This is a genomic window from Rhizobium sp. PDO1-076, from assembly GCF_000247475.1.
Taxonomy (GTDB): Bacteria; Pseudomonadota; Alphaproteobacteria; order Rhizobiales; family Rhizobiaceae; genus Allorhizobium.
In genome coordinates, this window is sequence record NZ_AHZC01000099.1 from 33,835 (window position 1) to 54,223 (window position 20,389).

Annotated in this window: 18 protein-coding genes; 4 read left to right on the forward strand and 14 right to left on the reverse strand. The window is 61.1% G+C overall.

Annotated features, from left to right (window positions below):
* Nucleotides 1–45: 45 nt before the first annotated feature.
* From PDO_RS07505 to PDO_RS07560, 12 genes are all read right to left on the reverse strand, one after another.
* On the reverse strand, nt 46–924 hold the full coding sequence (locus tag PDO_RS07505; RefSeq protein WP_007599920.1) for an ABC transporter permease subunit: 879 nt from the start codon (nt 922–924) through the stop codon (nt 46–48).
* Entirely contained in the window at nt 921–1,724 is an 804-nt protein-coding gene (locus tag PDO_RS07510; RefSeq protein ID WP_007599921.1) for a taurine ABC transporter ATP-binding protein, read from the reverse strand. Before PDO_RS07510 ends, PDO_RS07505 begins: the two co-directional genes overlap by 4 nt.
* 74 nt (nt 1,725–1,798) lie before the next feature.
* Nucleotides 1,799–2,812, reverse strand: coding sequence for a taurine ABC transporter substrate-binding protein (gene tauA / locus PDO_RS07515; RefSeq protein WP_007599922.1), 1,014 nt, complete (start codon nt 2,810–2,812; stop codon nt 1,799–1,801).
* 195 nt (nt 2,813–3,007) lie between these two features.
* Nucleotides 3,008–3,661, reverse strand: a complete 654-nt coding sequence (locus PDO_RS07520) for a methionine ABC transporter permease (RefSeq protein WP_007599923.1) — start codon at nt 3,659–3,661, stop codon at nt 3,008–3,010.
* Nucleotides 3,642–4,721, reverse strand: coding sequence for a methionine ABC transporter ATP-binding protein (locus PDO_RS07525; protein ID WP_007599924.1), 1,080 nt, complete (start codon nt 4,719–4,721; stop codon nt 3,642–3,644). Before PDO_RS07525 ends, PDO_RS07520 begins: the two co-directional genes overlap by 20 nt.
* A 71-nt stretch (nt 4,722–4,792) precedes the next feature.
* Complete coding sequence (locus PDO_RS07530; protein WP_007599925.1) at nt 4,793–5,623, reverse strand: MetQ/NlpA family lipoprotein; 831 nt, start codon at nt 5,621–5,623, stop codon at nt 4,793–4,795.
* Nucleotides 5,624–5,832: 209 nt separating this feature from the next.
* Complete coding sequence (locus PDO_RS07535; RefSeq protein ID WP_007599926.1) at nt 5,833–6,885, reverse strand: isopenicillin N synthase family dioxygenase; 1,053 nt, start codon at nt 6,883–6,885, stop codon at nt 5,833–5,835.
* 35 nt (nt 6,886–6,920) lie between these two features.
* Nucleotides 6,921–7,613 (reverse strand): methionine ABC transporter permease, encoded by a 693-nt coding sequence (locus PDO_RS07540; RefSeq protein ID WP_007599933.1) that lies wholly within the window; start codon nt 7,611–7,613, stop codon nt 6,921–6,923.
* A complete protein-coding gene (locus PDO_RS07545) occupies nt 7,567–8,712 on the reverse strand; it encodes a methionine ABC transporter ATP-binding protein (RefSeq protein ID WP_007599934.1) in 1,146 nt (381 codons plus the stop codon). Before PDO_RS07545 ends, PDO_RS07540 begins: the two co-directional genes overlap by 47 nt.
* A gap of 1 nt (nt 8,713) precedes the next feature.
* A complete protein-coding gene (locus PDO_RS07550; RefSeq protein ID WP_007599935.1) occupies nt 8,714–9,511 on the reverse strand; it encodes a MetQ/NlpA family ABC transporter substrate-binding protein in 798 nt (265 codons plus the stop codon).
* A 35-nt stretch (nt 9,512–9,546) separates the two neighbouring features.
* Nucleotides 9,547–10,932, reverse strand: a complete 1,386-nt coding sequence (locus tag PDO_RS07555) for an FAD-binding oxidoreductase (RefSeq protein ID WP_007599936.1) — start codon at nt 10,930–10,932, stop codon at nt 9,547–9,549.
* The gene (locus PDO_RS07560; protein WP_007599937.1) at nt 10,929–12,110 is read right to left on the reverse strand and encodes an aminotransferase; all 1,182 of its coding nucleotides are present in this window, start codon (nt 12,108–12,110) and stop codon (nt 10,929–10,931) included. The genes PDO_RS07555 and PDO_RS07560 overlap by 4 nt, the downstream gene beginning before the upstream one ends.
* A gap of 281 nt (nt 12,111–12,391) precedes the next feature.
* On the opposite strand from PDO_RS07560, the gene PDO_RS07565 reads away from it, so the two are divergent.
* From PDO_RS07565 to mgrA, 4 genes are all read left to right on the forward strand, one after another.
* Complete coding sequence (locus tag PDO_RS07565) at nt 12,392–13,801, forward strand: LLM class flavin-dependent oxidoreductase (RefSeq protein WP_007599938.1); 1,410 nt, start codon at nt 12,392–12,394, stop codon at nt 13,799–13,801.
* A gap of 32 nt (nt 13,802–13,833) precedes the next feature.
* Nucleotides 13,834–15,102: an SfnB family sulfur acquisition oxidoreductase gene (locus tag PDO_RS07570; protein ID WP_007599939.1), complete on the forward strand. Its 1,269-nt coding sequence runs from the start codon at nt 13,834–13,836 to the stop codon at nt 15,100–15,102.
* Nucleotides 15,103–15,110: 8 nt separating this feature from the next.
* Nucleotides 15,111–16,373: an SfnB family sulfur acquisition oxidoreductase gene (locus PDO_RS07575; RefSeq protein ID WP_007599940.1), complete on the forward strand. Its 1,263-nt coding sequence runs from the start codon at nt 15,111–15,113 to the stop codon at nt 16,371–16,373.
* A 74-nt stretch (nt 16,374–16,447) separates the two neighbouring features.
* Entirely contained in the window at nt 16,448–17,491 is a 1,044-nt protein-coding gene (mgrA, locus tag PDO_RS07580; RefSeq protein ID WP_007599941.1) for an L-glyceraldehyde 3-phosphate reductase, read from the forward strand.
* A gap of 48 nt (nt 17,492–17,539) precedes the next feature.
* Here mgrA and PDO_RS07585 read toward each other — a convergent pair whose 3' ends face one another.
* Together PDO_RS07585 and PDO_RS07590 are read right to left on the reverse strand one after the other, a co-directional pair.
* Nucleotides 17,540–18,925 (reverse strand): LLM class flavin-dependent oxidoreductase, encoded by a 1,386-nt coding sequence (locus PDO_RS07585; RefSeq protein WP_007599943.1) that lies wholly within the window; start codon nt 18,923–18,925, stop codon nt 17,540–17,542.
* Nucleotides 18,926–18,962: 37 nt separating this feature from the next.
* Nucleotides 18,963–20,216 (reverse strand): LVIVD repeat-containing protein, encoded by a 1,254-nt coding sequence (locus tag PDO_RS07590; protein WP_007599945.1) that lies wholly within the window; start codon nt 20,214–20,216, stop codon nt 18,963–18,965.
* Nucleotides 20,217–20,389: the final 173 nt, after the last annotated feature.

Here is a 20,389-nt window from a genome sequence, read left to right on the forward strand (position 1 = left end):
CCTGATCTTCCACCTTAACCATCTGCCACGAGCAGGACGATTACCTTAGTCGCGCGGCGACAGATTTGCCCATGGAACGAAGCGACGTTCAGCCCAGCGCGCCACCCATTCCAGAGCAAAGGCGACGATTGCGATCACCACGATGCCGGCGATCACGATATCCGTTACGAGAAATTGGGCTGCGGACTGGATCATGAAGCCAAGTCCTTGTGAGGCTGCCACGAGCTCTGCCGCAACCAAGGTCGACCACCCGGTTCCAAGCGCAATCCGCAGCCCGGTCAGGATGGACGGGATCGTGGCCGGGACGACGACACGACCCAGGACTTGCGATCTACTTGCTCCAAACGAGCGGGCGGCATTGATGAAATCGACTGGCACTGACCGTACGCCGGCACTGGTCGAGAGAATGATCGGCGGAAGCATCGACAGGGCGATGACGGTGATCTTGGATGCTTCACCAATGCCGACCCAGATGATGATCAATGGCAGATAGGCAAGCGGCGGGAGCGGGCGAAGGAATTCGACGATGGGATCCAGCACGCCGCGCCCGATCCGGCTCGTGGCTATCACCAGGCCGGCCGGAACACCGATCAGAACCGAGATCCCAAGGCCGCCCAGCACACGTGTGAGGCTGGCCACGAGGTGTTCCAGCAGTGTGGAGTCGACGAAGCCGACTGAAATGAGAGACCAGAATGACGTTGCGACGACAACGGGGGAGGGTAGGAAGACAGGCGAGACCGCTCCATAGGCAGAGGCAAGCCACCAGCCTGCAAGCAGACTGAGGCCTGTGATCAGCGAGTAAACAAACGTCGGTATCCGATAGGCGGGCCGTTCGGCCGGCTGCTTCATCTCGTTGGTTCTCGCTGACGCGGTGTGCCCGTCAACATCGCGGCCAGGCTGCTCGATCTCGGAAATCAGTGTCATGCTGCCAACTCCTTGGGCGACGTCTCATGGATCAACGTTGTCAGGCCATCATGCATGCTGCGGAACAGCGGTGATTGCCGCACCCGGCGTGCATCCGCACCAGCGAGGATTTCCGCTCCGAAACCGCTCTCCAGGATGGTTCCGATCCGGCCTGGATCGGGATGAAGAACGACGATGCGGGTGGCAAGCAGAAGGGCTTCGTCGATGCTGTGCGTGATCAACAAGGTGCCGGCTTTGCTCTCCTGCCAGATGTTCAGGAGGAAAAGCTGCAGCTTCGAGCGCGTCAACGCATCGAGTGCGCCCAGCGGTTCGTCCAGCAAAAGGAAGCGGGGATTGGCTGCCAATGCCCTGGCAATGCCGACACGCTGGCGCATGCCTCCTGACAGTTCCCATATCTGGCGGTCACCAGCATCGGACAAGCCGACGCGGTTCAGCAGGTCGTTTGCAATCTGCCGCCGTTCCTTCTGCCCGACACCCTTCAGGGCCAAAGGGAAGGCCACGTTGTCGCGGGCGTTCAGCCACGGATAGAGCGCATCGTCCTGGAAGACGACGGCGCGTTCGGCGCCCGGGCCTGTTATCGGCTGCCCGTCGACAAGCACTGCGCCTGACGTCGGGCGCTGGAAGCCCGCAGCCAGATTGAGGAGGCTTGTCTTGCCAGAGCCGGAGCGTCCGATGATGACGACAAACTCGCCGCTCGATACCGAGAGGCTGATCCGGTCGAGCACGAGCAGTTCGGGGTCAGAACCGCGACGTCCCGGATAGGCGAGGCTGGTGTTGTCGAACGCAAGTTGGCTGGTCATCGGAATTACCTTTGTGGAAGACAAAACGGGCCGGCGCATGCACTCTGCTGCGCCGACCCGGTTGTTATTGGATGTCAGAAGGACAGCTTGGAGGCGTCGTTTACCCAACGGGGGGAGACATAGCCGCTATAGTCTGCGAGCGTGCCGGGGATCTTGCCCTGCTCCTTGAGGAATGCCGCCGTCGCAGCCACAGCCTTGACCGTGCCACCGCCCAGCAAGTCTGCACCGGCCTGTTCCTCCAGTGTCGGGAAGACATAACCCTTCAGGAGAGCCGGTACCTCGTCCTGCTTCGCGCCTGTCAATCGGGCAATCTTCTCTGCTTCCGCTGAGGTGGCGTTCCAGGCGTCAGGGTTGGCGCGATAGGCTGCCGTCGCATCGCCTGTGACCTTGACGAAGGTCGCGACCAGATCGGGATGTGCTTCGGCGAAGGACTTGCTGACGATCCAGGCGTCGAAGGTCGGGCCACCCCAGTTTGCCACGTCGGCAGAGGTCGCGAGAACGGTGCCGGACTTCTTGATTTCGGCCAGAACCGGATCCCAGACATAGGCGCCGTCGATGTCACCGCGCGACCATGCTGCTGCAATTTCCGGCGGACGCAGGTTGAGGATCTCCACCGACTTCGGATCGATGTTCCAGTGCTTCAGAGCCGTGAGAAGGCTGTAATGGGCCGTCGATACGAAGGGCGTGGCGATTTTCTTGCCGGCGAGTTCTTCCGGCTTGGAGATGTCGCGGACTGCGAGTGCTTCGGCTTCGCTGATCAGCCCAACCAGCGCGATGGTTTCGATCGGCAGCTCACGGCTGGCTGCGGCTGCGAGTGGCGACGAGCCGACATAGCCGATATCGAGCGCGCCGGAGGCGATCGCGGCGATGACATCGGCTCCACCGTCGAATTTCTGCCAGTTGATCTTCGCTTTCGTGGCGGCCTCATACGTGCCATCAGCCTGGGGAACGCGAGAGGGTTCGACGATCGGCTGGTAGCCGATATTGATCGTCACATCCGAGCTCCAGGCACTGGTAACGGCAAACGATGCCGTCAGAGCGGAAGCTGCGGCCAGAATGGTGAAGTTGCGGCGTGAAATGCTTGTCATGATGTCCTCTCCTCGACAGGTTGATCTCATGACATTCAATTTATTGAGTTTATAAATTTAGTAGAGATACGGTCGATCAAATCGGATCACCCGGGCGAGAGTCCTTTCTAATTTGCACGCCAATCGGAGCATCAGAATCTCCTCTGTGCCCTCAACCTGCAGGCCCGCCGCCTGCGTGAGCGACGGGCAAACCTGTCAGCGCCGTTCAAGCGCTGTGACGATCCGGTCGCCAGCCCACTGGATTAGGCTCACCAACACAATGAGGACGATGACTACGGCAATCATCACGGTCGTTTCAAAGCGTTGATAGCCATATCGGATGGCAAGGTCGCCGAGGCCGCCCGCGCCAATCGCGCCTGACATGGCCGAGGCGCCAACCAGCGTGACCAGGGTCACCGTGAAACCCGCGACGAGGCCTGGCAGCGCTTCGGGCACAAGGACTTCACGCAGGATCGTCCACCGATTGCCGCCCATGGCGCGGACCGCATCGATGAGCCCCCGGTCCACCTCACGCAAGGACACTTCGGCAATCCGGGCATAGTAGGGGGTTGCCGCGATCGCGAGCGGCACGATCGCCGCCCAGGTTCCGAGTGCCGTGCCGACGATCAACCGCGTTACCGGGATCAGGGCCACCAGAAGAATAATGAAGGGGACCGACCGGAAACCGTTGACGACCGAGCCGAGAGTTCGGTTGATCCACAGGTTTTCCGCAATCCCCCCTTTCGCTGTTGCAACCAGTGCCAGCCCGAGTGGCAGACCGGCGACGAAGGAGATCGCGCCGGATGCCAGTGTCATCAGGACGGTTTCCCATAGCGATTTGATCAGCAGTTCAAACAGGATTGGTGACATGGCCGAGGCCCTCCAGGCGCGCACCTTGCGCCGTCAGTGTTGTTGTTACGCGCGAGACCAGGCCCGCCTGTGCCGGCACGGCGAGGAAGTAGCGGGCAACCGGGTTCGACTGGATGTGGTCGATACCTCCGTGGACGACACGGACACCGTCTGCAGCCAGAGAGGCGATTGCGGAGAGGGTCGGCTCAACAGCGGTGCCTGCGACGTCGAGGCTGAGAATCGCATCGCTCCCCGCCTGCACCGGCTCGAGTTGTTCCGCAATGAATTGCGGCAGTTGCGGACGGCTTCCCTGGAGGAGGCTCTGGGTGATCTCGGCGCGGGGGTTGGAAAACACCCGCCAGACCGCATCCTCTTCGACGATACGGCCGTCTTCGATGACCGCGACACGGTCGGCCACTTCACGCACGACATCCATTTCATGCGTAATGAGCACGATGGTCAGGCCGAGCTTGCGATTGATGTCGCGCAACAGGGCCAGGATCGATCGGGTCGTCTCGGGATCGAGTGCCGATGTTGCTTCGTCCGAAAGCAGCAGGGCGGGTTTGGCGGCGAGCGCCCGTGCAATGCCGACGCGCTGTTTCTGGCCGCCGGACAGCGAGGCGGGATAGGCCCTTGCCTTGTCCGTCAGGCCCACGAGGTCAAGCAACTCGCGTGCCCGGGCGAGGCGCTCCACCCTGGAGACGCCCGCGATCTTGAGTGGCAGCGCGACGTTCTCTTCGACCGTCTTGGCGGACAACAGGTTGAAATGCTGAAAGATCATTCCGATTCGACGCCGGAGTGGCTGGAGATCAGCCTCGGAGAGTGCCGCAATATCCGTGCCCTCGATCCGGATCGAGCCACGATCCGGTCTCTCAAGGCCGTTGAGGCACCGGATCAACGTCGATTTTCCTGCGCCGCTGCGGCCGATGATACCAAGGACTTCGCCCTTGGCGACGGTCAGCGAAATGCCGTCGAGAGCCTGGACGTCGCCAAAGCGACGGCTGATGTCGACGAGTTCGATGACATCAGGATTTGTTGTCGTGTCTGGGGCGGGCCTCGGCCCCCGTGTATGAATGCTCATGCTTCGCTCCGAAAACAGCGACGAGGCGGCAGGAAAGACCAGCCGCCTCGTGAAGGAATGTTCTGTCAGGGTTAGTAGGCAACGAGGCCCGTGCCTTTGTAGACCTTCTCGAAGACCGCGCGGACGTTCTCGTTCTGGTAAGATGCGACGAGCGTCTTCACCCATTCGTCGTTCTCTGTGCCTTCCTTGACCGCGATGAAGTTGCGGTAAGGGTTGTCGGCGGTGGGTTCCTGAGCGATGCGCTCGGCCGGCGACAGGCCTGCCTTCAATGCCCAGTCGGTATTGACCACGGCGGCGTCGAGGTCGTCGATCGAACGGCCGACGATGCCAGCGTCAAGTTCCTTGATCTCGATATTCTTCGGGTTTTCCGCGATGTCTGCAATGGTGGCCAGAATGCCGGTTCCGTCCTTCAACTTGATCAGGCCTTCGTTCTGCAGCACGCGCAGGGCACGGCCTTCGTTCGATGGATCGTTGGGAACGCCGATCGTTGCGCCTTCAGCAATCTCGGCGACGGACTTGGCCTTCTTGGAATAAAGGCCGATCGGCCAGACGCCGGTGAAGCCGACGGCTTTGATCTTGTAGCCATGCTGCTTGATCTGATTGTCGAGATAGGGCTGGTGCTGGAATGCGTTGGCGTCGATATCGCCGCGCTCAAGCGCTTCGTTCGGCTGGGTATAATCGTTGAAGACGACGGTCTCGATCTTCAGACCGTGCTTGGCGCCCTCTTCCTGTACAGCGCGCCAGACGTCCTCGTCCTCGCCGCTGATGATGCCGACCTTGATTTCATTGTCCTCGGCAAAGGAGGGAAGCGGTGCGGCAAAGGTCGCGACGGCTGCTGCGAGCGCTGCTCCAAGCGTCAGGCGGCGGGTGAACGAGAAGGTGTTTCCGAGAGTGTTTTTCATCTGTTTTTCCTGATGTTGTCCAATTTGGGAAGACAGCACGCAGGATGTCGAAATCGAGGTGGTTTGACCAAGTACGGTCGACTTTTGTTTCGGGCTCAGACGAAAAACATTTTGGCCATCGAGACCGCCTGCGAAAATATAATCCATAAAAATACTATACAAACATGTCCCGAAGGCGCCAACGATTTGGCGCCTTCGGGACAGGGCTCTCAATAGGCCGAGGGCACCGCATTGCGATCTTCGGGCGTCAGAAGATCTGCGTGATGGGCGCGTGCGACGTCCGGATGCGAGCGCAGGCGGCTTTTCAGGTGGTTCTGCCCGACTTCGCGGAAGATCGGGTTGAGCGGATCAACCGATACGCCGCGTTCCTTGCGCTTGAGGTTTTCCGGAAGCTCGATGACAGGAATTGTGGCGTCATACCGTGAGCCGAGGAAGAAGGCGACAGAGAAGCGTTCTGTGCCGGCCGGCGGTGCCACCACGTCATGAACATCTGCGCGGACGAAGCCATTGGTCGCCAGCTCCAGCAATTCGCCGGTGTTGATGACAAAGGTGCCGGGTACGGGCGGGGCCTGGAGCCAGACGCCGTCCTCTGTCTGGACGCGCAGGCCGGGAACGGTGTCCTGCAGAAGCACGGTAACGAATCCGCCATCCTTGTGGGCGCCCACGCCCTGGTCGGTCTCGGCCACTTCGCGGCCGGGATAACGGATGATCTTCAGAAGCTGCGAAGGCTGCGGCTCGTAGATTTCAGCAAAGACATCCTCCGGCTGGCCGAGTGCAACCGCGATCGCCTGCAACACTTCGATGCCGATGCGTGTGACTTCGGCCTGATAGGCGAGCAGCAGGGGCTTCAGCTCCGGGATCGCCTCCGGCCACTGGTTGGGACCGAACAGACGTTTCCAGGCGGGGGTATCCGGGCCGATTTCGACCGGTTCGCCTTCGGTGTTCACGTCCAACTGTTCGCGCCAGTCCTGCTGTCCTCGCGTCCGCTCGTAGCCTGCGCGGTTATAGCCGCGGAAATGCGGCGACTTGACCATCTCGATCTTCAGTTTCTCGTCCAGCGGCAGGGCGAAGAAGCGCTTCGCAGTGGCAACCACATCGGTGATCAGCTTGGGATCGACGCCGTGTCCTGTAAGATAGAAGAAGCCGTGATCGTGGAGGATCGTCTTCAGTTCCTCGATGAAGGCCTTGCGCTCGTCCGCAGACCCGTGAAAGCGCGAGATGTCCACGAAGGGCAGTTGCGCGGTGATGTTCTGGATCGTCATGGAATACTCCTTGGTCGAATGTGAGCTGTTTGAAGTCAGGCCGCGCTGCGACTGCGAGCGATGCGGTGATTGACAAGGCGGGCTGCGTAGTCGCCGGCCATCTGCACCGATTGCACGATCACCACGAGAACGACCACGACCGCGATCATGACCTCAGGCATGAAGCGCTGGTAGCCGAAGCGGATGCCGAGATCGCCCAAGCCGCCGCCGCCGACAGTGCCCGCCATGGCGGAGTAACCGATCAGGCTGACGAGGGTGACGGTCTGTCCGGCGACGATACCGGGCAGGGCCTCCGGCAGAATGACCTTCAGGATGACCTGCAGCGGGGTCGCGCCCATGCTGAGCGCCGCCTCGATCAGGCTCTGGTCGACTTCCCGCATGGCCGCTTCCGCGAGCCGCGAAAAGAGCGGCGTGATGGCGACCGTCAGCGGCACGATTGCAGCAAAGGTGCCGACGGTCGTGCCGGCAATCAGTCGGGTGAAGGGGATGATGGCAACCATCAGGATGATGAAGGGTGTCGAGCGCACGAGGTTGACGACCGTGCCGATGACCCGGTTGAGAAGGGGACGCTCGAGAAACTGGCCAGGCGCCGTGACGACGAGCAGGATGCCGAGCGGCAGGCCGATCACCGTGGACAGAAGGGCGGCGACCGCCACCATGGTCAGCGTCTGCTTGAGCGATTCAAGCAGTAGCGCGATGAGAGCCGGCGGAAACAGATCGAACAGCATGTCCGATGACCTCGCAATGTAAACCGAGTGCGGAAAGATAGGTGATGACGGCAGGCTGCTTGTCGCCGATAGCTTCTGCCACGATGGTGAGGATGCCAAGCGGCTTTCCGCCGATATAGTCGACGCGACCGTGGAGGATGTTGGGCCGGATGCCGAAGCGGGTGACCAGGTCCGAAAGGACAGGGGCATGGGCCGCATCTCCGGTAAAGATGATCCGCAAGACCGGATCCGTCGCCTCGGTGGGCACAGCCAGAAGCGTTCGCGTCACTTCCTGGGGGAGTTCATGGGCAACGATGCTGGACAGGAAGGATTTGGCCGTCACGGTCTCCGGGAAGGCGAAGACGTCGAAGGTCGGGCCGCCTTCGATAATGCGACCGGCCTCGATGACGGTCACATGGTCGGCGATCCGACGCACCACATCCATCTCGTGGGTGATGAGCACGATGGTCAGGCCCATGCGCCGGTTGATGTCCCGCAAGAGGTCGAGGATCTGTTCGGTTGTCTCCGGATCGAGCGCCGACGTCGCCTCGTCGGACAGCAGCACGTCGGGTTTCAGCGCAAGCGCGCGGGCGATCCCGATACGCTGCTTCTGCCCACCAGAGAGTTCCGCCGGATAGGCATTGGCCTTGGCGGACAGGCCGACGAGGTCGAGCAGTTCCGACACGCGCCGGTCGATCTCGCTCTTCGCGATGCCGGCAATTTCGAGCGGCAGCGCCACATTGCCGGCTGCCGTCCGCGACGAGAGCAGGCTGAAATGCTGGAAGATCATGCCGATCCGCCGGCGGGCGGAGCGCAGTGCCGCGATATTGAGACCGGTGATCTCCTGATCGGATACCCGAATGCGGCCGCTGGTCGGCTTGACCAGGCCGTTCAGGCAGCGCACCAGCGTGCTTTTCCCCGCCCCCGATCGGCCGATAATCCCATGAATCGAGCCTTCCGCGACTGACAGGTTTATCCCGTCGAGCACCGCGGGGGCTGCCGGATCATAGACCTTGCGGAGGTCTTCGATTTCGATGACGGATCTCGCTTGGGCCTCGGTTAGCGCCGGCTTCGGCGCCTCCCTTGCTTCCTTCGCGAGATCGAGGGCGAGGATGCTCATCTCACCAACCTGCGACGATGTTGCCGGCGAAGGTCTTTTCGATGAAGGCCTTCACTTCCGGCGACTTGTAGGACTCAACCAGCGTCTTCACCCAGGCCGCATCCTTGTTTTTCTCGGCGACCGCGATCAGGCAGAAGTATTCCGACAGCTCGTCTTCGATGAGGATGCCGTCCTTGCTCGGATTGAGGCCCGCCGAGAGGGCGAAGTGCGAGGTGATGACCGAGAAATCCACGTCTTCGAGCGAGCGGGGAAGCTGCGCCGTTTCGAGAGGCAGGATCTTGATGTTCTTTGGATTGTCGATGATGTCGAGTTCGGTGGCGTTGAAGGTGAGACCTGGCGTGAGCTTGATCAGGCCACCGGCTTCGAGAAGCTTCAGAGCGCGGCCGAGGTTACTCGGATCGTTCGGGATCGTGACTTGGGCGCCTTCGGGCAGTTCGGCGATGGTCTTGTACTTGCGGGAATAGCCGGCCATTGGCAGGAGGACAGTTTTGCCGCCGACGGCGACGAGGTTGAGGCCACGATCGGCGTTCTGGCGGTCGAGATAGGGCGTATGCTGGAAGCCATTGGCATCCAGGTCGCCATCGTTGGTGGCAGGGTCGATCAGGGCGCCGTCGGAGAATTCGACGATCTGGATGTCGAGACCCTTGGCCTTGGCAATCGGCACGATGGCTTCGGCGATCTGCGCGTGCGGACCGGCGGTGACGCCGAACTTGATCGTTTCGGCCAGTGCCAGCGTATGGCTGGCGATCAGCACCGAGGTTGCCGCGAGGGCATTGAGGAAGACAGAAGACAGGCGCATGCAGGTTTGTCCTTTTCGTTTGATGGGTCTCAGCCTTAAAGGTCCGGGAGGACCTTGCCGGGGTTGAGGATGTTGTGGGGGTCGAGAGTGGCCTTGATGGCGTGCATCATGCGCACCGCTTCGATCCCATGTTCTTCAAGCTGGAAATCGCGCTTGCCGAGGCCGACGCCGTGTTCGCCGCTGGCGGTTCCGCCAACTGCAAGCGCCCGGCGTACGATGCGGTCGGCGTAAAGGGCGACCTCGTCTTCCTCGTCGTCGCGCAGCATAAAGACGCAGTGGAAATTGCCGTCGCCGACATGGCCGACGATGTAGGCTGGGATGGCAGATGTTGCGACGTCGTTGCGCGTTTCGAGGATCACGTCTGCCAGCTTCGAGATCGGCACGCAGACATCACTCGGCCAGGAATGGGCACCGGGGCGTTCGGCCTTGGCCCAGGCGAGGCAGTCGCGCCGGATGGTCCAGAGCAGGTTGGCCGCGGCTTGGGTCTCTGCCCAGATCAGGGGCGTGCCGCCGCAGTCTTCGATCAGCCCGCCAATCGTCGAGGCAAGGCCTTCGATTTCGCTCGCATAGCCGTGAAATTCGAAGAAGAGAGCTGGCAGGGGCGGCAGCGAAAGCGCGCCACGACGGTTGATTACCTCGACCAGCGGCTGATCGATGAGTTCGACGCGACCGATGGCAAGGCCTGCCTTCTTGATCGCGGTTACTGCTTCGACGGCGCCTGCCAGTGTTTCGAAGCTCGCATGGGCCGACTTGGCATCGGGGAGGGGATGCAGGCGCAGCGTCACTTCGGTGACGATGCCGAGCGTACCTTCCGAGCCGACGAACAGACGGGTGAGGTCGTAGCCGGAGGAGGATTTACGGGCAAGCGTACCTGTTTTGACGATCTCGCCGGTGCCGGTCACGACGGTCAGTCCGAGAACGTTTTCCCGCATCACGCCATAGCGCACGGCATTGGTGCCGCTGGCACCGGTCGACGCCATGCCACCGATAGAGGCATTGGCACCGGGGTCGACGGGAAAGAAGAGGCCGGTGTCGCGCAGGTGCTTGTTGAGATCCAGGCGGCGCACGCCCGCGCCGACCCGGGCGATCATGTCGTCTGGGCGGATCTCGATGATCGAGTTCAGCCGGCTGGTGTCGAGCGAGATCGCGCCGACTTCCGGAACCGCACCGCCTTCCAGCCCAGATCCGGCGCCGAACGGTGTTACCGGTATGCCGTAGCGTATGGCGATCTGTACGATGTCGGCTACATCCTGTGTGCTTGCGGGATAGACGACCACGCCGGGCGATTGCCTGTCATGATGGCTTTCGTCGCCGGCATGCAGCGAAAGCGCGGATTGTCCCGTTTGGGCATCTGCACCGTACCGATCTTTGAGTTCGGCAATGGCGAGGCTCCAATCGGAGCGCCGGGAGTGCAGGTTCACGACGCGACCTCTAGCGCCTCGCCGGCGCGCCAGCGGGCCAGCCGCTCCACGGCTTCCTTCAGCGTGGATTCGCTTTTGGCGAAACAGAAGCGGATATGGGAGGTCACGTCGCGCGCGCCGTAAAACGAGGATACCGGTACGGGCGTGACGCCGGAGGAAAGAGTCAGATGCCGGGCAAAGGCGAGATCATCGGCCTTTCGGTCGAGGGGGGAAATGTCGGCGACGGCGAAATAGGTGGCTGGAACATCCGCCACGTTGAAACCCGCCTGACGCAGCCCGGAGACCAGCACGTCGCGGCGGCCGGCAAGCGCCTTGCGCAGATTTAGGAAATAAGCATCCGGCAGATTCAGTCCAACCGCGACCGCAGACTGCAGTGCCGGGGGCGTGGTGAATGTGACATATTGGTGCGCCCGGGCGATCGGCTGCAGCAGGTGGGACTCTGCCGTCACGTAACCGACCTTCCACCCTGTCAGAGAAAAGCTCTTGCCTGCCGAGCCGATGCGGACCACGCGATCGCGGATGGACGGCAGCGCGAAGAACGAGTGAAACGGGCGGTCGTCAAAGACGAGATGCTCGTAGACTTCGTCCGCAACGATCACCAGGTCTTGCTCGATGGCGATATCGGCAATCAGTTGCCGCTCCTCGGGCGTGAAAATCTTGCCGATCGGGTTCATCGGCGTGTTGACGACAATGAGGCGGGTGCGGTCGGTGATCGCCGCGCGTAGACGCTCGGTATCGATCGCCCAGTCGGGCGGAGCGAGGCGAACGGGTACGACACGTCCGCCGGCTCGACGGATGAGGGTCGCATAGGCGTCGTAGACAGGTTCAATGAGAATGACCTCGTCGTCCGGCTGAAGGAGCGCAAGGAACGTGTCGGCGAGTGCTTCCGTCGCACCAGATGTGACCAGCACCTCGCGTTCCCAATCCACCGATAGACCCAGAAACCGCCGCGCATTGTCTGCAACGGCTTGTCGCAGAGCCGGAAGGCCCATCATGGGTGGATATTGGTGCGATCCCGTCCGCAACGCGATCACAGCCGCCTCGATCAATTCCTGCGGTTCAAACCCTTCGGGAAAGCCTTGGCCGAGATTGATGGCTCCGGTATCGGTGGCCAGTCGTGACATCGCTTCGAAGATCGATGTACCCGATGAGGCAAAAATCGGATTGATGGCCGTCATGCTGCACTGCTCCCGCATCTGAAGGGCATAGCTTATTGACTATAAAGTTGGTAGACAAAGTAGATTTTTGCGAAATCCGGTGTCGGACGATAAATTCTTTCCAATGGTGGGGGACCTGGACGCTGAGCCTCACTCTGGATGTGCACGAGCCCAGGAGTGCCCCAACCATCAGAAAAAAATTTCCAACAAACAGTCTATAAAAAATATATAATAACTGTTCATTCGGATGTGATTGGCGATGCTAATGCCATGGCAGCCTGAAATCCGGATGGGATATAGGAATGAGCAAGCAGATACATTTCAACGCTTTCGACATGAATTGCGTTGGCCATCAGTCGCCCGGACTATGGGCGCATCCACGCGATAGGTCTTGGAAATACAAAGATCTCGACTATTGGCAGGATCTCGCCCGGACACTGGAAAAAGGCATCTTTGACGGCATCTTTATCGCCGATGTGATCGGCTACTACGATGTCTACAAGTCAAACAACTACCACGCCATTCACCAGGCGGCGCAGATCCCGGTCAATGACCCGATCCAGCTTGCAGCGCCCATTGCGCTGGCTACCGAGCACCTGGGTATCGGCATCACGGCGTCAATATCATTCGAGCATCCCTATCCCTTTGCCCGACGCCTTGCGACGGCTGACCACCTCACGAAGGGCCGCGTCGGCTGGAACATCGTCACCTCCTATCTGGAGAGCGGTGCGAAGAATATCGGGCAGGGCGGTCTGCGCTCGCATGATAACCGCTACGAGGTGGCTCATGAGTATCTGGAGGTCATCTATAAGCTGCTCGAAGGTTCCTGGGAGGAGGGCGCTGTGCTGCGCGACCGCGAGAAACGGATCTTCACTGATCCCTCTAGGGTGCATGAGATCGGCCATAAGGGTCGCTTCTTCGACGTGCCGGGCTATGCGCTGACCGAACCGTCGCCGCAACGCACACCTGTTCTCTACCAAGCCGGGGCCTCGGGTCCGGGCAAGCAGTTTGCCGCCGAGCACGCCGAATGCGTTTTCGTCGCAGCCCAGACCAAGACGATCCTAAAGAACTATGTCCGTGACGTACGCTCCCGTGCAGCCGCCGTTGGCCGCGACGCCTCCAAATTCCGCATCTATAATCTCCTCACGGTGATCGTTGACGAGACCGACGATAAAGCGCGTGCGAAGTTCCGCGACTACCTCGACTACGTTTCCTATGACGGCTCGCTGGTCTTCATGTCCGGCTGGACCGGTGTCGACTTCTCCCACTACGCGCCCGACGATCTCGTCCGCAAGGTGGAGACCAACGCCATCCATTCGGCGATCGAGAGCCTGTCGGAAGGCGATCCGAACAAGCGCTGGACGATCAAGGAACTCGCTGAATGGGGCGGCATCGGCGGCATGGGACCCGTGATTGTCGGCTCGCCTTCGACCGTGGCGGATGAGTTGCAGGCCTGGGTCGAGGAGACCGATGTCGACGGCTTCAACCTTGCCTATGCCGTCACCCCCGAAAGCTTCGAGGACATCGTCGGTTATCTCGTGCCCGAGCTTCAGAAACGTGGCGTCTACCCGACCGGCTACAAGCCCGGCACCCTGCGCGAAAAACTGTTCGGCGAGGGGCCCTATCTGCCCAAGGCGCATCCGGCCAATCGTTACCGCGACATCGAAACCTACAAACGCAACCAGGCGACCGTGCTGGCCAATGCCAGCTGAGATCGACGGCTCAACCATCAAGGGGCTTTCCCATGGGAAACATTAGCGAAACCAAGATCGATTACAGCGTCCATCCGCGGGTCAATTCCACCGACCCGTTCACGGCGCGACCGCGCCCCGCCAAGCCGGCGCATGTGATCAAGACCGACGAAGAGGCAATCGAGATCGCCGAGAAACTGGCAGCGAGCTTCAAGTCCGGTGCGGCGCTCCGCGACCGCGAGGGTCTGCTGCCGATCGCCGAGCTTGACGAATACTCGCAGAGCGGCCTCTGGAGCATCAATGTGCCCAAGGCCTATGGCGGCCCTGAGGTCTCCTATGCGACGCTGGCCAAGGTAATCGCCACGATTGCCGCCGCCGATCCGGCCATTGCCCAGATCACTCAGAACCATCTGGCGATCGTTGCGACTGTGGACCTTGACGGTACGGAAGAGCAAAAGAAGCTGTTCTTCGGCTGGGCGCTGGAAGGCATCCGTTACGGCAACGCCTTCTCCGAGGCAAAGAGCAAGACCGTCGCCGATTTCGAAACCAAGGTCGTGCATGACGGCGATGACGTCATCGTCAACGGCGAGAAGTTCTACACGACCGGCGCGCTGCTTGCCCATATCGTCCCGATTGTCGGTGTCGACGAGACAGGGCAGGGTTATCTGGTTTTCGCCGACCGCGAAGCGCCGGGCCTCACGGTCACCAACAACTGGTCGAGCTTCGGTCAGCGGACCACCGCTTCCGGTTCGGTCAAGATCGAGAATGTGCGTGTGCCGAAGGGCCGTGCCTTGAAGGTCACCTCCTTCGATCACCCGACCGTCGGCGGCCCGGTTTCGCAGATCATTCAGTCGGCGATCGATGTCGGCATTGCGCGCGGAACGATCGACGACACGATCGAATTCGTCAGCAAGTTCAGCCGTCCCTGGATCGACAGTGGCAAGGCGACGGCCGGTGAAGACCTCTTCACCATCGCCCAGATCGGTGACCTGAAGATCAAGCTGCATGCGGCCGAAGCCCTGCTGGAAATCGCCGGACGCAGCATCGACGTGGCGCGCGCCAATCCGACGCTGGAAACGGTATCCGAAGCGACCATCAAGACGGGCGAGTCCAAGGTACTGACCACCGAAATCGCGATCCTCTCGACCAATAAGCTGTTCGAGCTTGCTGGAACGCGCTCGACGCTTGCCGAGCATGGTCTCGACCGTCACTGGCGCAATGCCCGCGTTCATACGCTGCATGATCCGGTCCGCTGGAAGTTCTACCATGTCGGCAATTATTACCTGAATGGCGTTCACCCGCCGCGTCATGCCTGGAATTGAGCCCCGCGATGAGCACGAATGATCGCAAACTGCACCGGGAGGCAGCACTCACTGCCGGCCGTCCGGCTCCGCATATCGCTCCGCGCAGGACGCTTGCGCATGTCATCCGCGACGATGCCGAGGCCATCCAGGTGGCCAAGGATCTGGCACGGGAATTCGCCGTCGGTGCTGCCCAGCGTGACCGCGAGCGGCGTCTGCCGCTCGGCGAGATCGACCGCTTTTCGCAAAGCGGTCTCTGGGCGATCAGCATCCCGAAGGAATATGGCGGGGCCGGTGTTTCGGCCGTCACGCTGGCCGAAGTCACCGCCATCATCTCGGCGGCGGATTCTTCGATCGGGCAGATCCCGCAGAACCATTTCTACATGGTTGAGGCGCTGCGGTTGAACGGAACTGAGGAACAGAAGCGGCATTATTTCCGCCGCGTTCTGGACGGTGATCGCCTCGGCAATGCCTTCACCGAGATCGGTACGAAGACGCCTGTCGACTATAAGACGCACTTTGCCGAGCGCGATGGGAAGCTCTACCTCAGCGGTCAGAAGTTCTACGCCACCGGGTCGCTGTTTGCACACATCGTCGTTGCCGTTGCCAAGGGTCCCGGCGATCGGGTCTATCTGGTCTTCGTCGACCGAGCGACGCCCGGCCTCGATTTCGTCGATGACTGGTCGTCCTTCGGCCAGCGGTCGACGGGCAGCGGCACGGTGACTTTCGACGAAATCGAGGTGACCCACTTCCAGATCGTCGATCACGACAAGAGCTTTGAGACCCCGACGCCGATGGGCCCCTTTGCGCAGATCATCCATGCGGCGGTCCAGGTCGGGATCGCGCGTGGGGCGCTTGCCGAAACGATCTCCTATGTCCGCGCCCATGCGCGGCCGTTCTTCGAGCTGAGCATCGAACACGGCTACGAGGATCCGCACACGATTCACGGCGTCGGTGATGTCGCCATTCGGGTTCATGCGGCCGATGCGCTGCTTGCCCGTGCAGGGCGCATCCTTGATCGCGCCACGGCTGAGCCCAATGCCACGACGGTTGCCGAGGCCTCGATTGCGGTCGCTGAAGTGAAGGCGCTTGGAACCGAAGTCGCGCAGCTCGCGGCGACCAAGCTCATCGAGTTTGGCGGTGCCCGATCGACGCTGGAGAGCTATGGCCTCGATCGCTACTGGCGCAATGCAAGGACACATTCACTGCATGATCCGGTGCGCTGGAAGTATCACCATATCGGCAACTTCTATCTCAACGGTACCCTGCCGCCCCGGCATGGCGCACTCTGATCCCTGGCATGCCAACTTGCCGGTGCGTGGCTCTGTCACGTGCCGGCCTTTTCTTTGACAATAGGACCTTTGAAATGACCTATCTCCCTGATCCAAACCGCTACGACGATGCCAAGTTTCGCCGTGTCGGTCGAAGCGGCCTCAAGCTACCGGCCATCTCCCTCGGCCTCTGGCACAATTTTGGTGACACCACACCGATCGAGACCCAGCGCTCGATCCTGTTTAAGGCTTTCGATGTCGGCATCACGCATTTCGACCTCGCCAACAACTACGGCCCGCCTGCCGGCAGCGCCGAAATCAATTTCGGCCGTATCCTACGAGAGGATTTTGCCGGCTATCGCGATGAACTGATCATCTCGACCAAGGCGGGTTGGGACATGTGGCCGGGTCCATACGGTCGCGGCGGCGGCTCGAAGAAGGCACTGCTCTCCAGTCTTGACCAGAGCTTGAAGCGGCTTGCGATCGACTATGTCGACGTCTTCTACTCGCATCGCTTCGACGCCGAGACACCGCTCGAGGAAACTGCTGATGCGCTGGCCCAGGCCGTAAGGCAGGGGAAGGCGCTCTATGTCGGGATTTCCTCCTATTCCGGCAACAAGACTCGCGAGATCGCAGCCCTGCTAAAGGAACGCAACGTGCCGCTGCTGATCAACCAGCCTGCCTACAATCTCTTCAACCGCTGGCCGGAGAAGGATCTGTTCGCCGCCTCTGATGAGGTGGGGGCAGGGGTGATCGCCTTTACCCCACTGGCTCAGGGACTGCTCACCAACAAATATCTGAACGGCATTCCGGAGGACGCCCGCGTCAACCGTCCGGGCGGCGATTTCCTGCGGTCGGAACATCTGAAGGATGAGAATATCGTGCGGGCCCGCGCGCTCAACGAGATTGCCAATCGCCGCGGCCAGTCGCTCGCCCAGTTCGCCATCGCCTGGGTGCTTCGTGACCCGCGCGTCACCTCGGCGTTGATCGGTGCCAGCTCCGCCAAGCAGGTAGCCGAAAATGTCGAAGCCTTGAAGAATCTCGACTTTACGGCGGAGGAACTGGCAGAAATCGATCGTTACGCGGTCGAGGGCGGCATCAATCTCTGGGAAAAGCCGTCGCACGACGCCGTCGTTTGATCGCATAGGCTCGAACATCAAACGCCCGGTCAGATGACCGGGCGAATTCTATTGCGGGTCAGTCTGAAGCTGGATCTTCCGGCGACGTGCGTCGGCGGCCGGATGAGGGCTTGAGAGCCGCGGACCGGCCCCGAAAAGCTGGTGACGCAGCGTGCTACCACTGTAAGCCGTCTTGTAGAGCCCGCGTGCCTGTAGCTCGGGCACGACGAAAGTCACGAAATCCTCGTAGCTTTCCGGAACGACTGTCCGCGTCAGGTTGAAGCCGTCGATCTCGCCCTCTTCAACAAAGCGTGCCAGACTGTCGGCGATCTGCGACCCTGTACCGACAAAGGTCGGATAACGACCTCCAATCCCCAGGCCGTCCAGCAATTGCCGCTTGGTCAGCCCGCGTTTGCGCGCGGCCTCGATACCCGATTGGATCGCATTACCGGGTGCGCTGTCTTTTACGATCGGGTCATCCAGATCGAGTTTTGCGAGGTCAATACCGGAACCGGCAGAGAAATGCGCCATACCTGCTTCCGGGCTCGCATATCGGCAGTAGTCGACGTGTTTCTCCTGCGCCTCCGCTTCGGTCGCGCTAGGTACGATCGAAATGCCGACAAAGATCTTGATGTCCTCTGGCTTGCGACCTGCCTCGACGGCATCGGCCCGCAGCAAACGTGAGGTTTTCCGAGCCGTGGCCGCATCGGGCGCAGATATGAAGATGCATTCGGCATGGCGTGCGGCAAAGCGGCGGCCGCGCTCCGACGTGCCGGCCTGGTAGAGCACCGGCGTGCGTTGCGGGGAGGGGGCCGTAAGGTGATAACCTTCGGATCGGTAAAAGCGGCCGGCATGATGGATCGCGTGGACCTTGGCGGGATCGGCATAGACCCGGTTCGTCTTGTCCTTCCGAACGGCATCATCGTCCCAACTTCCTTCCCAGAGCTTGTAGAGCAGTTCGAGCGCTTCTTCCGCCTGGTCGTAACGGTCGTCATGTGCGGTCATGGCGCTGTTGCCGATGGCGCGCGCGGCGCTGTCGAGATAGCCGGTGACGATGTTCCAGCCCATGCGTCCGCCCGTCAGATGGTCGAGCGTCGACATGCGGCGGGCGAAGAGGTAGGGCGGTTCGGCATTGGCATTCACCGTTACGCCGAAGCCGAGATGTTCGGTAACTGCGGACATGGCCGAGACCAGCATCATCGGATCGTGGACCGGCAGCTGGATGCTTTCGCGCAGGGTCAGGTCCACCGAACCGCCATAGACATCGTAGACACCGAGAATGTCGGCGAGGAAGATCCCGTCGAACAGGCCCCGCTCCAGCGTGCGGGCAAGATCGGTCCAGTAGCGCAGCGTGTTGAATTCGGTCGATTGGTCGCGGGGATGCGTCCACAGCCCATGATTTATGTGGCCGACGCAGTTCATGCTGAAGGCATTGAAGAGGATCTGTTTCGGCATGATTCCCCGCTTTGTGGATGGCTTTGTCGCGCCCGGATCAGCCACCATACTCGATGATTTCGAGGCCAGCATTGTAGTCGGTGGCGTAGATGAGGCCCTTGATATCGACGAAAACATCCGCCGACTGGATCACCTTCGGCCGGCCCGCTCTGCGGTCGGTCATGGTGACGGGATCGGCGGGCACCAGCGCGCCGGTTTCGACCGGATGATAGGGGTCGGATATGTCGAAAGCGCGGATGCCGGCATTCTGCCAGGTCGCGAAGATCAGCGTTTCCGACACGAAGGAGCCGGGGCGATTTTCATGCAGATTGTGCGGCCCGAAGTGACCACCCTTGTTGGCGTAGTCTGCCTCGGCGGGGATCGGGAAGGTCGAGATGCTGACCGGGTTTTCCGGCACGCGGATGTCGAAGATCCAGGTGTGCTTGCGCCCGTCTTCCTCGTTGTCGAGCACAGCTTCGTCGGCCACCACCAGCAGATCTCGGCCGGGAAGCGGCAATGGCGAATGCGTGCCGCCGCCATAAGGTGGCGACCAGTTGTGATGCTTGATCAGCTTCGGCGCCGAATGATCCTTGATGTCGAGAAGTGTCAGCCCGCCATCGCGCCAGCAGGCATAGGCGGTGTCGCCGTGGACAAGCGCATGATGCAGGGCAAAGCGTCGCCCCGTACCCCAGCTCGGTTCTTCACCCGCCGCCTTGTTCATGCCCGGCAGCCACCAGCGGCCAACGATTTCGGGTTTCGTCGGATCGATGAGATCGATGGTCACGAAGATATAGTCGGTGAATCCCTCCGTCAGCGCCGAGGCATAGGCGTAGCGGCCACCGACATACCAGAGCCGGTGGAAGCCGATGCCGTCGATATCGAGCTGGCCGATCTTGCGCGGGCTTGCCGGCGACGAGACGTCGTAGACCGTCATGCCGGCTGTCCAGGCCCGTTCGCGCTTGCGCGCGGCGACCGTCTCGCCGACGGAATGGGTGTAGTAGGTCTTCTCGTCGGCGAAGGTCTCGACATCGGCGAAGAGATCAAGCGCGTTGATGACCAGCAGAAGGTCGTCATGTGTCTGGAGATGAATGTTCCAGGTGTTTGCGGGCGCGGCGACGTAGTTGACGGTCTGCGGATGTTTCGGGTCGCGCACGTCAATGATCGAAAAGCCTTGCGACCAGGGATGCGCGACATAGGCATGGCCGCGATGCACCATCAGTTGCAGCCCGTCGCCCCGGCCGCCAATGTCGCTGTGGCCGATCAGTTTCATGTTGCGGGCATATTGCGGCTTGGGCAGGTCGGGGCTCGTCATCATCGTCCTCATGCGAAATGGAATGGGACGCGCCTGTTGGTGCGGTGCGTCCGGATTGGGTCCTGCGAGCCAGGATTACTGGGTAACGGCCGGGATCCAGGGAGCGGTTGCCGCGTCGCTCTTCAGGAAGGCAGGGAACTTTGCCTGCAGCTCCTCGATCGTGCCGATTCTTG